The organism is Sphingobacterium micropteri (assembly GCF_014692515.1).
GTDB classification, from domain to species: Bacteria; Bacteroidota; Bacteroidia; order Sphingobacteriales; family Sphingobacteriaceae; genus Sphingobacterium; species Sphingobacterium micropteri.
This window is the reverse complement of record NZ_JACOIK010000002.1, coordinates 308,870-326,139: the sequence shown is the minus strand read 5'-3', so window position 1 is coordinate 326,139 and position 17,270 is coordinate 308,870. Positions and strand designations below refer to the sequence as shown.

12 protein-coding genes and 1 tRNA gene are annotated in these 17,270 nt (G+C 45.4%); 6 read left to right on the top strand and 7 right to left on the bottom strand.

All coding sequences use genetic code 11. From position 1 onward, the window contains the following. The first annotated feature begins 176 nt into the window (after positions 1-176). From H8B06_RS03925 to H8B06_RS03900, 6 genes are all read left to right on the top strand, one after another. Complete coding sequence (locus H8B06_RS03925; RefSeq protein ID WP_190992993.1) at positions 177-704, top strand: RNA polymerase sigma factor; 528 nt, start codon at positions 177-179, stop codon at positions 702-704. A gap of 64 nt (positions 705-768) precedes the next feature. Then, a complete protein-coding gene (locus H8B06_RS03920; protein WP_190992992.1) occupies positions 769-1,794 on the top strand; it encodes a FecR family protein in 1,026 nt (341 codons plus the stop codon). Beyond that, positions 1,781-5,023, top strand: a complete 3,243-nt coding sequence (locus tag H8B06_RS03915; RefSeq protein WP_190992991.1) for a SusC/RagA family TonB-linked outer membrane protein — start codon at positions 1,781-1,783, stop codon at positions 5,021-5,023. Before H8B06_RS03920 ends, H8B06_RS03915 begins: the two co-directional genes overlap by 14 nt. Positions 5,024-5,035: 12 nt before the next feature. After that, on the top strand, positions 5,036-6,412 hold the full coding sequence (locus tag H8B06_RS03910; protein ID WP_190992990.1) for a RagB/SusD family nutrient uptake outer membrane protein: 1,377 nt from the start codon (positions 5,036-5,038) through the stop codon (positions 6,410-6,412). Between the two features lie 52 nt (positions 6,413-6,464). Further along, a complete protein-coding gene (locus H8B06_RS03905) occupies positions 6,465-7,136 on the top strand; it encodes a hypothetical protein (protein WP_190992989.1) in 672 nt (223 codons plus the stop codon). A gap of 9 nt (positions 7,137-7,145) precedes the next feature. Beyond that, positions 7,146-8,279, top strand: a complete 1,134-nt coding sequence (locus H8B06_RS03900; protein ID WP_190992988.1) for a cytochrome-c peroxidase — start codon at positions 7,146-7,148, stop codon at positions 8,277-8,279. A gap of 25 nt (positions 8,280-8,304) precedes the next feature. Here the strand turns inward: H8B06_RS03900 and H8B06_RS03895 are convergent, their stop codons facing one another. The 7 genes from H8B06_RS03895 to H8B06_RS03865 all read right to left on the bottom strand — a co-directional run bounded on the left by H8B06_RS03895 (position 8,305) and on the right by H8B06_RS03865 (position 17,234). Beyond that, the gene (locus tag H8B06_RS03895; RefSeq protein WP_190992987.1) at positions 8,305-10,305 is read right to left on the bottom strand and encodes a putative porin; all 2,001 of its coding nucleotides are present in this window, start codon (positions 10,303-10,305) and stop codon (positions 8,305-8,307) included. A 129-nt stretch (positions 10,306-10,434) separates the two neighbouring features. After that, on the bottom strand, positions 10,435-11,250 hold the full coding sequence (locus H8B06_RS03890) for a purine-nucleoside phosphorylase (protein ID WP_190992986.1): 816 nt from the start codon (positions 11,248-11,250) through the stop codon (positions 10,435-10,437). Positions 11,251-11,316: 66 nt separating this feature from the next. After that, positions 11,317-11,391 (bottom strand) — tRNA-Val (locus H8B06_RS03885). Positions 11,392-11,457: 66 nt separating this feature from the next. Then, positions 11,458-12,948, bottom strand: coding sequence for a sodium:solute symporter (locus H8B06_RS03880; RefSeq protein WP_190992985.1), 1,491 nt, complete (start codon positions 12,946-12,948; stop codon positions 11,458-11,460). Positions 12,949-12,964: 16 nt separating this feature from the next. After that, positions 12,965-13,780, bottom strand: a complete 816-nt coding sequence (gene murQ, locus H8B06_RS03875; RefSeq protein WP_190992984.1) for an N-acetylmuramic acid 6-phosphate etherase — start codon at positions 13,778-13,780, stop codon at positions 12,965-12,967. Between the two features lie 100 nt (positions 13,781-13,880). Further along, the gene (locus H8B06_RS03870) at positions 13,881-15,746 is read right to left on the bottom strand and encodes an outer membrane protein assembly factor BamB family protein (protein WP_190992983.1); all 1,866 of its coding nucleotides are present in this window, start codon (positions 15,744-15,746) and stop codon (positions 13,881-13,883) included. A gap of 18 nt (positions 15,747-15,764) precedes the next feature. After that, the gene (locus H8B06_RS03865) at positions 15,765-17,234 is read right to left on the bottom strand and encodes a glycoside hydrolase family 10 protein (RefSeq protein WP_190992982.1); all 1,470 of its coding nucleotides are present in this window, start codon (positions 17,232-17,234) and stop codon (positions 15,765-15,767) included. Positions 17,235-17,270: the final 36 nt, after the last annotated feature.

Below are 17,270 nucleotides of genomic sequence, written 5' to 3'. Positions count from 1 at the left end.
GGTTTCGTTCCTAAAGATACAACATTTCGACAAAAAGAAAAACAGCTACTTCATCATCAAACTTCCGCGAGTTCCTTCCACAAAGTTGGTCTAGGAAAATATCATTCGTGTATGTAGTTGTTGCAAACAATTTGGAATCATTCTAAACTATACGTAGCTTTGCCGGAATTTATAGTATGTTGGACGATTGGAAAGGAGTATTAACCGGCTCTCCCGATGCCTTGGAGAGCTTATATGCAAGTACTTACCACGATTTATTTGCTTACGGCGTGATGTTAGGGCATCCACGTGAAGCAGTAAAAGACGGTATACAGTACCTTTTCCTTTCTATTTGGGAAAAGCGGGATCGCCTCCCCCAGGTATCATCTGTCAAACCCTATCTTTTCACCTGGTTACGCCGCATACTGAACGAAAAGAAAGACCGTCAAACTATATTCCCGATAGCTCCCCACCTGGAAGCGTCTGCAGACTCACAAGAAGATATCATGATCCGTGCGGAGTTAGCCCGGGAAACATGGCAACAACTCCTTCTCGGGATGGAGCAGCTCACACCCAAACAAAAGCAAGCCATCCAACTACGTTATTTTGACAAGCTATCGTATGACGAAATAGCCGATCGAACCCAGAACAACGTCCGCACCATCTATAACCTCGTTTCCGAGGCTTTGAAAGTCCTGAAAAAAAAAGTAAAAAATAATCGGTAAAAACGGTTGTTCCTCCCCTCTATAGAATAAAGAACAAATTACACATCGTGATATACGCCTATAAATGGATAAAAAACAATGCACAGTAGAAGAGCTGATCTGCGATGACAGCTTCCTTGCTTTTTATGAGAAAACGGATCCTTCGGCAATTCGCTATTGGTCAGAATTTAGCCGCGAAAACCCTGATCAAATCGAAAAGATAGAAGAAGCTATCCGGATGTTGGATGGCTTTCGTGTCCATTTGCCTGAGGCAGAATTTTTAGAAGAACAGCATAGGTTTAAGCAATCGCTGTACCACACGGTATCGACCAAAACAACCAGATTCCGTTATCGCTGGTGGAGCTGGACTGCCGCCGCTTCTATCATTTTGGTCTTGGGATTTTTTATTGCCTATACGATAAAATCCGTTGACGGCGTAGGTACAGATAACGATATAGCTGCCCAAAAACAGGTTTCTGCATGGCAGGAGGTCCATGTAGAATTCGGTAAACTTAAAAAAATCAACTTCCCGGACGGCAGTTCGGTTGTCCTGGCAGGAGGCAGCACGCTTCGGTACCCACAGGTATTCCGAAAAGATTCGGTGGTCGTGGAACTCCAAGGAGAAGGGCATTTCGCCATCCAACGTAACATAGAGCGCCTTTTCACGGTGCGTACCGCGTTTACCGATATCCAGGTATTGGGAACAAACTTCCTGGTGGAAGAAAAAGGGGATGCCCAGCATCAAATCAGCTTATTTTCCGGAAAAATCAGCCTATCCCATCCACATTCGGCAGATCGCACCATACTCTCCCCGGGGGATAAAGCCATTGTCCATCGTTCGGGAAAAATTACCGTATCTTCTTTTTCGAACCTATACAGCTCCGATTTTGCAAAAGGCGTGCTCGCCTTCGACAAGGCTGATTTTGAAGAAGTACAGCTCAAATTCAAACGCTATTACGGCATCATACTGGGTCATGAAGGCACTGTCCAAAACTGGGAGTTAACAGGGCGGTATGAAAACATGACAGCAGAAGATGTCCTAAACACCATTTGCCATATCAAAGGTAAAAAATACAGAAAAACAGCAGACAACCACTATGTACTCTATTAGTTATCAACGGATTTGGGGTTCCGTTCTATTCCTGCTTATGCTTTGCATATCCCCTGCTCTCTTTGCCCAGGAGGCACAAAAGGTTACGTTACGTTCAGCACTTTCCACGCTGGAACAACGCTTTCAGGTTTCTTTTTCTTATGATAACGCCATCCAGCCGGAGCAATATATACAGTTACCAAAAAATATAACCACGCTGGACGACCACCTGCAGTACCTTACGTTGAACCACCAGCTTAATTTTCGTAAAATGGGCCGGAAAGTCATTGCCGTTACCAAGGCCGACAGAACCATCCGGGTAGCTGGTGTCGTAAGGGATTCGTTATCCGGATCCGTACTGCGCGGAGCAACAATCTACCTACAATCGGGAAAAACACAGTTCCGGTCGAACCAGCAAGGAGAATACACCTTTTACGTGCCGGATACGTACATCGGCGAAAAAATGCAGATCAGCTATGTCGGTTATAACCGGGCTGAAATTATTGTCAACACTACCTATCAGGAAGTATGGATGACATCCGCAGACCAAAGCATGGAAGAAGTCATCATTACCAATACCTATGAAGGCCCTAAGCTACGCGAAGAAACCGTGGGGAGTGTCTTTTCCCTCAACGCAAAGGAACTGCAGACAAGCCGACCGCTGGAAAGTATTGACAAAATGCTGGAAGGACTTGTTCCGGGCTTATACGTGGAGACAAACACCGCGTTAGGCACGCCCGTCAAGATAAACATCCGTGGCCAGGGGACATTATCTGCTATGAGTGCTTCCTCCCGGACGACGTCCTCCCAACCCTTATTTGTCATTGACGGTGTTCCGATGCAAGAGCAGGAAAAGGGTGATGCCGGCTCCAATTTCAATCAGGAAACCCTGCTAAATCCACTAGCGGGAATAAACCCAATGGACATTGAATCGGTTACGGTCCTGAAAGATGCCGCTGCAACGACGATTTATGGTGCCAACGCGGCCAACGGCGTTATATTGATCACGACAAAATCGGGCAGAAGCGGTTCTCCACGGGTGCAAGCCTCCTTCCATGCCGGTGTATCGACTTTTATCAATCGCATTCAATTGTTATCCGGGCCCGAGTATTATGAAGTACTCAAAGAAACCTATATGAACGGAGGCATGTCGGAGAGCACAGCAAAAAATCTCGCCGGAAGCAGCACGATCGATACGGATTGGTTTGCCTTGACATCCCGGAATGCCAATTACACCAACATACATGCCTCGGTTTCCGGTGGTAAGGAGGGCAACAACTACTTTCTCTCCGTAGGTTACCGCGACCAGCAAAATGCCAGTCCGGGAAATGGCCTGAAGCAGTACACCGGGCAGTTCCGGTACCAAAACAAAATATCCGAAAAACTTCGTCTGACCAGCACGTTCACGCCTACTTTCATGCAACGGAAAGGGCTCGATAATTTTGCGAACAACGCCTATATCCCACCGAATATAGCGCCTTATAATGTGGATGGTAGTTTCGCGACATTCAGTAATACCCCTAATCCATTAGCCGTCCTCGCTTACAACAGTGACGAGAGCCAGACCTTCACGGCCAACGCCCATTTCGACCTGCAGTATGATATTACGCCTTCGTTGTATATACGAAGTGCGTTGGGTGGTAATATCTTTCAGTCCAAACAGGAGATTTACCAATCAGGGCAGGTTCCCCCAACGAATACGATTGGTGGACGACTCCGTATCTACAACCGACAGAATTACAACTACACCTCTTTCCTACAGGTTGGTTATCGGCCAAACTTCTCCGACGACCATAAGATGCTCGTTATTCTCGGAACGGAATTACGCGATCAATATTCTTCCCTGCTTTTCGGAAGCGGGAGCGGCTTTTCGTACGATAAAATCCGTGAGTTGAGCCTGGCAACCAATAAGTTGTCAGCATCGTCTAAGATTTCTGATGCAACGGTATCTTACTATACGCAGATGAACTATGATTTCCGAAGTAAATATTACGTCACGTTAAGTGGACGCGCGGATCAATCTTCTCTTTTTGGTGGCGACAAACAAATGGCCGTCAACGTTGCGGTGGGTCTAGGCTGGAATATCTCCAATGAAGATTTTCTTGCCGAATCCGATATCATCGACTTTTTACGCCTGCGGACGAGTTTCGGTAGCACCGGAAACTCCCGCATCGGATCATATGCCTCCCGTGGAATGTACGATATCGGCAGTGATTATCTCGGACAAGTGGGTGCCCGCCCGTCTTCTCTAGCAGCACCCAATCCGGATTTAGGCTGGGAAACCAATTACAAAACAAATATCGGCGTCGATATATCTGTATTAGACCGGCTTCATTTCACGGCGGAATTTTATCAAAATGATGTCCGTGACTTAATTGCACAGGTTAGGATCCCGTTAGAGACAGGCTACGGCAGTATTCCTGTCAACACAGGCAATATGCGAAACCGGGGTATGGACCTCAGCCTGGCGGTGGATTGGTTTAAAGAAAAGCCAGTCACTTGGCGTTCTTCCTTTATCGCCGGCTGGAACAAAAATAAAGTGCTTTCCTTCAACAACCCGCTCGCTGACCAATATGCAGGAACGAATACAGATGAGGTAGGAAATGCACATCGGGTAGGCTATAGCACCAATACCATCTGGGGTGTACGATGGGCAGGTGTAGATCCGGATACCGGAGAGGAACTCTTTTACACGCCCTCGGGGGAAACGGTAAACCGGGTCGGCATCCGCGCCTTACGTACCAGCGCCTATGTTCCATTGGGAAACTCCCTACCGGCTATCCAAGGTGGGGTGGTCAACACGTTATCCTGGAAAAACATGACGCTATCCTTCAACATCCAATATCAGTTTGGCGGCGATCGTCTTGTAGCAACCACCCGTCTTCAGGATGGCTTAAATCTAGATCACTCCAATATGGCTGTTAATATATTGGATCGCTGGCAGAAACCCGGCGATATCACCAGCGTACCAAAACTAAGTAGGCTTCCGCCTTCGGCCATTACCAATTCGTCCCGGTATCTCTATGATATGACCCATATCAAACTGTCCAACCTATCGTTCAGTTACACGCTGAACAAGGAGCTGGCACAACGCCTGCGACTGCCCAATCTATCGGCCAGTTTCAATGTCAACAACCTCCTTTATTGGTATAAGGATAAGAGTCCGGAAGGCAGAAATGGCATCCGCGAACTTCGTTTTAATTATCCCGAAACACGGAATTTTTCCGTAGGCGTACAAATGACCCTTTAAATGTCTTAAACCATGAAGATAAAATTCATTATTATTCTAGTCGTTTCCCTGTTATCGCTCAGCTGCGATAAGTTTCTGGACAAAGAGCCGGAGAATAAGGTTTCGATAGAGGAAATTTTCGCCGATCTGCCCGGTGCAAAGGCAGCTCTTACCGGCGTTTATCTGGATATGTTCAGCACGAGCTATTTTAATGGTCCACGGATGGTTTACCCCGAGCTTACGGGCGGAAACCTGCGGCATGCCTATCCTACGCGAACAAGTCTGCTGGATCTCTTCCATTTCAGTGCTGCTGCCGATAGCAGTAGTATGAATAACACCTATTCGCACCTCTATAGTATGTTGAACAACATCAACAATATCCTGACGCGTGTACCCGATCTGGCAGACGGAACAGTGGCCGAGCGCAACGATATTCTGGCGCAGGCTTATGGTATACGGGCATTGATCCATTTGGATCTGGTGCAGCTTTTTGCCCAACCCTACCGCTATACGCCAGACGCCAGCCATCTGGGGGTTGTCCTTGCCAATGAACCTATTCTTGTCGGAAATGCACAACGCAGGCGGGCCACGGTAGCCGAGGTGTACGACCAGATCGCGTCCGACCTACAGATGGCAACCGATTTATTTGCCGACAGCAAACGGGTATTTACGGGCAACCGCGTTCAATATATGAATACTTCAGCGTTAAAGGCATTGTATGCACGGCTGTGCCTACATAAACAGGACTGGGAAGGGGCTTCCCTCTATAGTAGCCAAGTGATCGCCGAAAACTTCACCTTGTATAGCCGGGAGGAATACCTCCCTTCGTGGAAAACGGCAGCAGCGAAAGAAACCATCCTGGAGGTTGCCCTGCCTACCGGTCACGGCGGAACCTCACTCGGGAATTATTATGTTAACGAGAGTGCCAATTCTTATTTCCAGTTTGCGCCATCCCAAGACCTGCTCGAACTATTTAGCGAGCATGATATTCGATCCGCCGGTGGCACCTTTAAATATAATTCCTATAATTTCGAGGCCACGAGTGTCAAAATCATCCGGTTATCTGAAATGTACCTGATCCGTGCCGAGGCTTTGGCAGAAATGGGGAAAACAGCGGAAGCTCTTGCGGACCTGAACCGGATCCGATTACGTGCAGACCCGGAGCTGGAACCTTTGGCGACGCAGAACAAACAAGCGCTGATCGATGAAATACTGAACGAACGCCGGCGGGAGCTCTGCCTCGAGGGATTTCTATTTTTTGATCTGATGCGGCGCGGCTTATCGGTAGAGCGGAGCGATTGTGAGGGCACAAATTGTAATATGAGCTACCCTTCAGACAGATTCGTCTTGCCCATTCCTCAGCAATCCGTAAACAGCAATAACCATATGGAGCAAAATCCCGGTTATTAACAATAAACGTTTATTACACATTATTTATCACATATTTTATATTATCCAAAAAATGAAAACACAAAGTACATTATTCGTCTTGATCGTTTTATTCCTACTTTCCTGTAGCAAAAGCTCGGAGGAGCCGCAACCGGAGCCAGAACCGGAACCGGAAGAAGAGACCCTTCCTAAGGAGCTTGCCATTACCCGCACCATCGCGTATTTCCACGAGGATGAAGCGTATTACCAACCGTACGTCTATCGGTATGACACCGAGACAGCTGCATGGAGCAAACGGATTGGCGCACATTTCTCGACCATTTCCGAAAGCAGCCCGACATACATCGGCTATACCCAACCGTATGTGGAAGACAGCGGGGTCAACTTATTCCATATGGTGACCTTGTATGCCGAACATATCGGCTCCACTAACGTCAAGACGGCCGGCATCAATGTGGAGAAGGTTTTGGGCTTTGTACCCGACGAAAGCTCGGAATTGATCGGTAAGGAAGAGGACAACGACCTGACTTATGCTAAAGGGGAGGTCGAAGTGGTCAGCCAAAAAGTTAAAATCAGAAAATCAGGATTGGTTGATTTCTTTGAAATTGGTATCAGCGGTACAGGAACTTATGACCTGAAAACCGGTGTTATTGACCTCGAGGTTCATTTTGATGAGCGCGAGATAGGCGGACAAGAGGATGTTGTGCGTCAATATAAGATCAGTAAAGAGGCGCTTATCTTTTAGTTTTTTTTAATGAAGAAAACAGCTGTCCTTACCTCATTGGGAATTTTCCTTTTTCTGGTCGGTTTCGTCCAGGAAAAGGAAATTCCTGATATAGCTATTTTACGCCGTCTATACGCTTCTGGAGATGTTATGCAATGGCCCAAAGCCAATATTGATTCAACCGTTGCACCCAATTTTGAAGATATCGGCGCTCTCCCCCCGGTGTCTTACCCGGAATATAATCCCTTCAGCACCGAAAAAGCCGCGTTGGGGAAGATGCTATTTTTCGATCCCCGCTTATCCGCCAGTAAACAAATTGCCTGCGCAAGTTGCCATGATCCGCAGCTCGGATGGGGGGATGGCAAAAGTCTTTCGCACGGACATGACCGAAAGGTCGGGAAAAGAAATGCCATGAGTTTATATAATATGGGGTATTTTACATCTTTCTTTTGGGATGGCCGGGCAAAATCGCTGGAAGAGCAGGTGGATTTCCCGTTGATAGACAGTGTAGAGATGAACAATCCGCTGGACATCGTCGTACAGCACATTTCGGAGATCGCGGGCTATGCGCCCTATTTTGAGGCTGCCTTTGGCGATGGAACGGTCAATCTGGAACGTATACAATACGCCATCGCGACGTTTGAAAGGGGAATTAAGAGTCTGCCGAGCAGATTTGACCGATTTGTCAAGGGGGACGAAAAAGCATTAAGCGACCAGGAAATCTGGGGAATGCACCTCTTCCGCACAAAAGCTCGATGCATCAATTGCCATAACACACCCTTATTTTCGGACAATCTCTTTCATAACGACGGGCAGGCCTTATACGGCAGCCGTCAAGAAGATCTAGGCCATTACCATATTAGCGGCAAACAGATCGATGTTGGGGCTTTTCGTACGCCTTCGTTGCGGAACATCACCTTGACCGGCCCCTGGATGCATCACGGTAATTTCCCGACGTTGTTTGATGTTGTGGTGTACTATAATTTAGGGAATCCAGCGCCTATACAGCGGCATGTTCAAATAGATTCTACAAAAGTACCTATTCCATCCCCATTGTTACGGAAGCTAGAACTAAGTGATGATGAAGTTCACGCCATTATTAGCTTTCTGGGCGCAATCAGCAGTGGTGTACAGGCTAGGGTAAACAGCCCTAAGCTACCCTAAGACGGTAGCGCGTGGCGTAGCCCGCCTAATCATAAAACTTCCAGGACACGCCGAACCGTAGGTTCGCGTCCTGCATAGGATAACGCCGCACGGTATAGTACCCTTTCGGATAAACAAACTGATTAACAAAATTATAGGAGATAAATAAATTCACGCGGTCTATATTACCGGTAAACCATAAATCCACGATCGGATAGGTGGAGTATTCTATCCCCACATTATCGTTGTAAAATTGCCCAACGTTAATGGCGTAGGAAGGCGAACGGAACGGCGTATTGAAGCGCACATCCGTTCCCAATCGGAAATCCATCACGTTGTATAATTTATTGGCGTAGTAAAAGCTATGCCAAGTATACAGCTCGGGGACGGCCAATATATTTTGAGCGTCCGTTTTCTGGTATACACCCATATTATCAAAATGGAAACGCCCCAAACGAAATTTCTGACTGACGGAGACTTTCAATAAATTCATATTGCCGGATTGCTCCGGGGTGATCTGCCGCATATATAACTCATCATTATCTGGGTTATCGATTTCGCGAAAATAGAGATACTTATCCATTAAAAAGTATTCCGCTTTACCTGAAAATCCGATTTTATTGTTGGTATACGCGAAAGAAAGGTTCTGTGTCTTCGTTTTTTCCCAACTATGATCCCACTGATGATACGTGTAGTTCATCAGATTAAATACCATTTCCGGTGATTTATTTTGCGAATACGCACCGATCCGCACCCTACCCGCATTTTCGCTCAACAAAATATCGGCGTTCGCTTCATACAGAAAGTCTCCTGCATGACGCCCTACAACAATCTGGTTTACATTTCCCTGTAACTGAACACGGTCGCTAAATTGATAACCTAGCGTACCCTTTAGCATACTGTTTTGGAAGAATTCGTTCGTCAGACTATCCTTATACCAGATCAGGTCGTTCTGAAAGCCCAGATCCAGTTTGGCTTCATTTTTAAACACACCCTTACCCCGTAAATAAAAACTATAGGTAAATTCGTTGGTAATGTTCGTAATGGTTGTGGTATCTTCTACACGTGCGAAATCACCATAGGGGAACGCACCTTCCAGATCTTCTTCATTCTTAAAAAAAGTAAATCTCCGCTGACGCAGCGAGGAATTGTGTGCAACGGTATTGGTGGGACGTATCTCCATTTCTGGTGTCCCCCGATTTATCGTGTCTAACCTACCCAAATAATAAGACTGTCGCAAAAAGACACCGTTGTCTTTCCATTTATGGTTAGGACGATTGGCTTGTCGCCCGGTCAGCCTGACCGGATACCCCATATTGGACATACTGGAGGTATCTCTAAACACGTCCTGCATGTACACGTTCCGGTCTACAACCGAGCCATTTTCGGGAGAATTTAAACTGTTGACCGTTAAATTCATCAGCAAGTTGTAGCGTAAACTCTTTGATTCGTACCAGGTAAAAACCGCTGCCTTTCGATCATTATAATCCTGATTCACATAATAACCATCGGTATTGGTGGCGTAGTATTCAGCGCCTATATTGAGCTGCGGATTAATATTTTGTGCCAGTCGGGCCCGAAAAACCTGATCATTGAAAAAGAACCCTACCGCATATAATTCGGAATAACGTGCTCTTGCACGGAAATATTGGATAGAATCGGATTGTATTAGATATCTTTCCAAGGCATGGAATCCAGGCTGAAAGCCAATCGTCTTATTCGGATTGAACAATAGATCTCGCGAAGCTAAACCATAAGATCCCAAATTAATGGTCGGGTTCCACGGAACGTTTTGTTTATTGTAGTATTGGAAATTGACGTGTGTGGTATCAATCTGTACCGTACGCGTGCTCTGTTTGAGCATATCCAACGTGGTATAGCGCACATACTTTGCCGTAAAAACAACAGAGTCCTGCCTATTATCCTCTTTGGCTCTTGCCGAATCCAGGGCACTGCTAAATTCCTCTTCCACTTGCGCAGAAACATACGTCGTACCTACGAAGATAAACACAAAAAAAAGTAGGAGTTGCTTCAAGTGCCTGTTCATCAATACCAATTTGTTCTAAATTTTATGCCAAAAATAAGGCTAAAATATGGTTTATTCATTAAATGTTTGTTTTTCATTAACATTCATGAACGCACTACGTTCGGCTTGGATAAACCATGATGGGTGCATTTATTGCAATGCTATCAATTCTTTTAGAATCTTTGTCATTTTTGGCTCTGCTTCGGTAGCCACTTGTATGATCTCTGCAAAAGAAACAGGTTTTAATTCGGCATGAAATCCTTCATCGGTTACCACCGAAATCGCAAATACCGGTAACCCCATATGATTGGCCACAATCACTTCAGGTACGGTACTCATGCCGACAATATCGCCCCCAATGATACGCATATAACGATACTCGGCCTTTGTTTCCAGATTCGGCCCTTGCGTGGAAACATACACGACTTTATGCGCTCTGTATTTGAAGCGATCGGCAATCTCCAACGCTTGCTGAATCATTTCCTTGTTATAGGGCTCATTCATGTCGGGAAAACGCGAACCAAAATCATCGTCGTTTGGCCCCCGCAGCGGATTGTCGGGAAGCAAATTGATATGATCCTCGATAATACCCATGTCGCCTTTCAAAATATTCGGACTGAGCGATCCCGCGGCATTGGATACAAAAAGCTTCTGGATACCCAAGGCTTTCATCACCCGTACCGGAAACGTGATCGCCTGCATATCATATCCCTCATAATAATGGAGGCGTCCCTGCATGGCCACGACCCGGCGCCCGTTCAACAAACCAAAAATCAGCTTTCCACTATGAAATTCGACCGTTGATATGGGGAAATTGGGAATATTGGAATACATCATCTTGTATTCTATATCTATTTCCTCCACCAATTTGCCCAGGCCTGTGCCTAAAATAATACCAAATTCCGGTGTGAAATCGCCTATTTTACGACGAATAGAGGCGACGGTTTCTTCTATTAAATGATACATGTTGGATTAAAAGTAAAAAATAAACTGTAGAAACGAAAAAAGAGACTCGTAAAGTCTCCTTTTTTGTGGGAAATACTGGGTTCGAACCAGTGACCCCTACCTTGTCGAGGTAGTGCTCTAAACCAGCTGAGCTAATTTCCCGATCGCCGCTTGCGTGCTGCAAATATAGTTAATGTACGATCAAATTTAAAATTTATCTAAAATGAATTACGATACGCTATGCTCCTCCCGCGGAAGCTTTCCCGGAGAAGTCACCCACATCAGGAGGAAAGTCGTCAGCCCATTATAAACAATCAACTCAAAACCAATACGATAGCTGGTATAGGGAATAATATAATAGGTATTCAATACATACCATATAATGGGCGAAAGGATACAGAAATAAGGCACCAAACGATCATTCACCTTTTTTCGTGTTAATATACCAAAGGCAAATAAACCTAACAGCGGCCCATACGTATAACTTGCGGCGGTAAAAATGGCCGTCACGACCGAATCATCATTTAACAACCGAAATATCAGAATGACGACAAGCATCACGACGCTAAAGGCGAAATGCACGATATTCCGCTTCCGCACCAAGGCCTTCGCATTCGGATCCTTTGCCTTATTAAAGTCGAGAAAATCCACACAATACGATGTCGTCAACGCCGTGAGTGCCGAATCGGTCGTCGCGAAGGTCGCTGCCGTCAATCCCATCATAAAGATCACGCCCGCAGCTATAGACAGATGGTTCAGTGCAATCTCGGGATAAAGATAATCTGGTGTACGAAGCATGCTGACATCAATCCCTTTTTCGGCCACATAAATGTAGAGCAATGCCCCAACAGCCAAGAAAAATAAGTTGATAACAACAAATATCCCCGTAAAAGTAAGCATGTTTTTCTGTGCTTCACCAATGGTCTTCATGCTCAAGTTTTTCTGCATCAGATCTTGGTCGAGACCGGTCATTGCAATCGTTACAAATGCTCCTCCAACAATATGTTTCCAGAAATGGTTTCGATCTCCCAATAGATCTTCCCATACCACAATCTGTGAATAAGAACTTTCTTTCACACGCTCAAATGCCTCCAAAACAGAGATACCAAGCCCATCTGCCATAAAATAAATCGACAAGACAACAGCTAGTACCAGACAAAATGTTTGGAACATATCCGTGATAATGATGGTCTTCAGTCCGCCTTTATTGGTGTATAACCATATTAAAAATAAACATCCGGCTACCGTAATTCCAAAAGGCACATTCCAGGCGTCAAAAATGAATTTTTGAAGAATAATAGCCACCAAATACAACCGAAAGGCTGATCCGATTGTTCGGGACACTAAGAAGATCATCGCCCCTGTCTTATAGCTCTTATGCCCTAATCGTTCCTCCAAATAGGTATAAATGGATGTGAGGTTCATCCGATAATAAAGTGGCAACAAAACGTAGGCAATCACCAGAAATCCAAGGGCGTTCCCCAAAACAAATTGAAAATAGCTAAAGTTTGAAACCCCTACAGCTCCCGGAACGGAGATAAAAGTAACCCCCGACAGGGCTACACCAATCATCCCGAACGCAACCATATACCATTTGGAACTTTTGTTTGCGACAAAGAACGTCGCATTATCCGCAGTTTTACGGGAGGTAAAATAAGACACGCCCAGTAGTATACCGAAGTATACAAATAAGAACATCAATAAGGTAATTGGCGACATAGTTAAAAGTAAAATATTACGATTTTAAGGATTGATAACTTTCTATAGCTTTCCGCACATTACCATAGCGCTCTAGCAGTATCGAGGCTGCTTCTTGATCGAGTCCTGTCTCTTCCATAACCATCCGCACGCCGCGGGCAACTAGTTTTATATTCGACAATTGCATATCGACCATTTTATTGCCTTTTACCCGTCCGAGCTGGATCATGACGGAAGTGCTCAGCATATTGAGCACCAGCTTTTGCGCTGTACCTGATTTCATCCGCGTAGAACCTGTTACAAATTCGGGACCGACTATAACTTCTACCGGATATTGTGCTTCCTGCGCAATAGGTGAATTACTATTACATACGATACATCCTGTTAGCAATCCTTCCGCATTAGCTCGTCTCAATCCCCCAATAACATAGGGTGTAGTTCCGGATGCTGCAATCCCGATGATGACGTCGTTCTCATCGATATCATACTCTTCCATATCTTTCCAGGCCTGTTCCATATCATCTTCTGCGAATTCCACAGCTTTACGAATAGCGGTATCACCACCGGCTATTAGTCCGATGACCCAGTCAAAGGGCACACCAAAAGTCGGTGGACATTCCGAAGCATCCAAAATACCTAAACGGCCACTCGTTCCGGCACCTATATAAAATAAACGCCCCCCCATTTTCATCTTCTCCACGGTAACCTCCACCAGCGCCTCCAGTTGCGGAATCGCTTTCTCCACAGCTAATGGCACGGTTTTATCCTCCTTATTCATATTGGTCAACAGTTCGTTGACCGACATTTTATCTAAGTCTCGGTAGTTCGACTCCTTTTCCGTAACTCTTACCATTTAAAATTCTATTACTTCCAACACAAAAATGCAAATTTTAATCTAAAACATGCATAAACACGCAGAAATACTTTAAAAAAAGATTTTCCGGTTTCATGCGTTATTCTTTGCCGAGGTTAAATTTCATCATCATACCATCCATCGTGGTGATAACTATTTGGTTAGACCTCAAAACAAATATAGGGTTTATCATCGCATTTGAACATTTATACTGCCATAAAACTTCTCCAGTCTTCGCATCAACGCCAGAAAGAAGTCCCGAATGGCTTGGTACAAACACTTGCCGGCCGTTGGTTGCTATGGCAGACGGCGTTAGCTCGTAGGGCAACTGCAATGTTGAACGCCAGACAATATCCATACTATCCGCCTTAGTGGATATACCAAGTAGGTTTCCATCCATCGTTTTTACATATACATAACGTCCATCTTCCGAAAGCCCCATGGACTCGCGAACACCTATGGCGTCTTTTTTTTCCCGCCAAATCTCCTCTCCCGTCACCGCGTCCAAACAAGTCATATAACGATCTGGTGCGACAATAAAAATACGGTTGTTTGTTGCTACAGGATAGCACGCCGCAGCCGAGAACATACGGTTTTTATGCCCGTTATCCCAAGACCACTGTAACTCGCCGGTTTTCTTGGACAATGCATAGAACCCATTTCCCCAGTCACCAAATACCACGTTATCTTTATACAATGTAGGTTTTCCAGAAACATATCCTTGGAGCTGATCGAATGTCCATTTGACTTTTCCTTCTCTCACATCTATGGCGCGGAATGTCCCATCAGAACCACCAACAAAAGCAATCCCTTTTTCGATTACCGCGCTACCTAACACCGCTTTCTCTGTTTTTATCTGCCATTGTAACTGGCCATTGTTTGCGTTCAGCCCGTATATCGTCCCATCCGAAGAGCCCACAACCACGGTGTTTTTCCAGACTGCTGGTGTAGCATAAACCTTACCTCCTGTTTGGTACGCCCACACTTTCTTTCCGGTGTTTACATCGAGCGCAAAAACTTGTCCGGCGGTATTGCCTGTCAAGATCAAATTCCGATGACTTGCTAGTCCTGCTCCCAAATCAGCATTATCTTGAAATCGCCAGACTTCCTGTACCCGGCTTGCATACTTATCATTTACGGAAAAATCTGGCCGTTTATAAGAAATAGTCCCTTGATCAAAGTGATGATTTTTCAAGGGCACTTGTGTCCAGCTTGCCTCGGTTTTCCACAATGGTCTACGCAGGCTATAGGTAGCCGTTCCATTTTCGATAGAAATAATATTGTAACCGCCGACGGAATCCTTTGCCCGCAAATTGGAACGTCCCATAACGCCCGGTATGCCTTCCCAGTTATATACGTTGTTGTTATGTCCATGCCCACACATCGCCAATTGCACGTTTCTTTGTTTCAAACGGTCGATCGCTTCATACCAGTTATTCAAGGAGGAATCTAACGGATAATGGTTAATAAAGACCAATGGGGTCTCGGTATCCGGATTTGCCTTAAATATGGAGTCCATCCACACCAAATTCTCCCGCGGTATTTGCCCCGGACTCATGCGCATATTAGGTCCCGATGTCGTTCCCATAAATAGATAGCCTTTATGACGAAAGAAAAACGTTTCATCGCCAAATACTTTTCGGAATGAGTTCGCACCGCTTTCTGACCAATTGCTGTCGTGGTTACCGGGTAATACATATAAAGGTAAAGAGAGGCTATCTAAAATCTGTTTTGCCAACGCAAGTTCCTTATCGGACCCAAACTCGGTTACATCCCCCGACAGGATAACAAAATCGATATCGCTTTGCTGATTGAGATCCCGAACGGTGCGTCTTAAATCTTCTGCTCCCGTAGATCCACCTACGTGGGTATCGGTTACTTGGGCAAATTTGAAGGGTTGTTGGGCAAGGCAATGCCCGCATACACTCCCAAATATGCAAACCAGCATAGTGATTATCGTCCTCATTGTTGGATGTTGTCTTTCTTAATGTTCCACTGTTTCAGATGCCGCGCTTTCTTTATTATCCTTATTCAACGCGGTGACACAATAATAACCGTTCATCGACAGCGTCAAACTGTTTTGATCAGTGATAACGACCACTTGACCTGTTTTCTTCAGGTCGTTCGTATAGTAAACGACAAAACGTTCATTATTATTTTTATCCCATTTCAATGTATTGCCTTCTATCTTCACATTGGTAACTACCACAGGATCTGAAGCAGCCCCCCTTCCCATAAAAGGCATCACGGCAGGGTTGCTGTATAAAGAAGCTATCTTATTGGTAATACCAATTTTATTTTCCATCACAGACTTAGCACTATACAATACACTACCCACAGCTTTGGCATCTTTCCGGCTCAGTTCAACTTGCCGTTCCAATTCGTCGGCAGACTGAAAAGCTGCTGATTGTGTAGCATCACCGAATTTATAAATAGCGTGGCCAATGACCAACGCTACATCATAACTATTCTGCGACCAGTCTGCCAGGTTCGCCTTGAAGTCGTTTGAGCTGTTTCCAATTTCTTGGTACAGCTGTGGGATGAGCAGATCCAGCCACCCTTGCTGACACCATTTTGCTACATCCGCATACAATGTATTATAGTTGTAGTTCTTGCTAGCGGCCGGTGAAACGGAAAACACAACGGTCGGCTTTGTGGCAACAATAGCCTCGTGTACCGCCTGAATAGCCTTATCTACATTGCCCCGGCGAAAAGCTTCTATAGACGAGTATTCCGCTCCATATTGTGCATAGTCGGCAGCATCCGAAACCATTGTGCCGGCACTCGTAGGATCTGGATAGAAGTAATCATCAAAATGAATACCGTCAACATCGTATTTAGCCAAAATATCCCGGATAATATCCACCAGGCGTGTCCGCACTGCCGGTACAGCCGGGTTATATATCTGGATTTTTTCGTGGCTCACAACCCAGTCTGCTTCGACAGAACTATGCAATGCCGGATAATTCGCGGTGGCATTTGCCCTAGTAGCGATACGGTAGGGGTTCATCCAGGCATGAAATTCTATCCGGCGTTTGTGCGCTTCATCGATCAGAAATTTCAGGACATCATAACCGGGATCTTGTCCGCGTGTACCCGCGATAGACGCTGCCCAAGGTTCATAAGGTGAATTATAAAACGCATCGCCCATGGCTTTCACCTGAAAGAATATGGTGTTTACTTTTAGTTCCTGAAATTTATCCAGCATGGTAATGTAAGCCTGTTTCTGCTGGGCTTCTCCATAAACACCAATCGGCCAATCTAATCCCCATGCCGTAGCAATCCAAACTGCCCGCATTTCGTTTTTTGGCAATATTAGTTCCGTTGTCGGATTGTCGTCTTCATCACCAGGTTTGGGGGTCGGTTTTGAGGGCTCCGGACGATCTTTGTTACAGCTATGCAACAGCAGTGCAAAGCTCAAAAACAAAATACTTATTAGCTTTTTCTTCTTCATTCGTATATTTTTAATAACAACGAAGCTCATCTGCTT

Bases quoted from the DNA above. Each gene is read 5' to 3' on its own strand.
- H8B06_RS03895 (WP_190992987.1), bottom strand. From the start codon at position 10,305: ATGAACAGGCACTTGAAGCAACTCCTACTTTTTTTTGTGTTTATCTTC.
- H8B06_RS03915 (WP_190992991.1), top strand. From the start codon at position 1,781: ATGTACTCTATTAGTTATCAACGGATTTGGGGTTCCGTTCTATTCCTG.
- H8B06_RS03870 (WP_190992983.1), bottom strand. From the start codon at position 15,746: ATGAGGACGATAATCACTATGCTGGTTTGCATATTTGGGAGTGTATGC.
- H8B06_RS03900 (WP_190992988.1), top strand. From the start codon at position 7,146: ATGAAGAAAACAGCTGTCCTTACCTCATTGGGAATTTTCCTTTTTCTG.
- H8B06_RS03925 (WP_190992993.1), top strand. From the start codon at position 177: ATGTTGGACGATTGGAAAGGAGTATTAACCGGCTCTCCCGATGCCTTG.
- H8B06_RS03865 (WP_190992982.1), bottom strand. From the start codon at position 17,234: ATGAAGAAGAAAAAGCTAATAAGTATTTTGTTTTTGAGCTTTGCACTG.
- H8B06_RS03920 (WP_190992992.1), top strand. From the start codon at position 769: ATGGATAAAAAACAATGCACAGTAGAAGAGCTGATCTGCGATGACAGC.
- H8B06_RS03910 (WP_190992990.1), top strand. From the start codon at position 5,036: ATGAAGATAAAATTCATTATTATTCTAGTCGTTTCCCTGTTATCGCTC.
- H8B06_RS03890 (WP_190992986.1), bottom strand. From the start codon at position 11,250: ATGTATCATTTAATAGAAGAAACCGTCGCCTCTATTCGTCGTAAAATA.
- H8B06_RS03905 (WP_190992989.1), top strand. From the start codon at position 6,465: ATGAAAACACAAAGTACATTATTCGTCTTGATCGTTTTATTCCTACTT.
- murQ (WP_190992984.1), bottom strand. From the start codon at position 13,780: ATGGTAAGAGTTACGGAAAAGGAGTCGAACTACCGAGACTTAGATAAA.
- H8B06_RS03880 (WP_190992985.1), bottom strand. From the start codon at position 12,948: ATGTCGCCAATTACCTTATTGATGTTCTTATTTGTATACTTCGGTATA.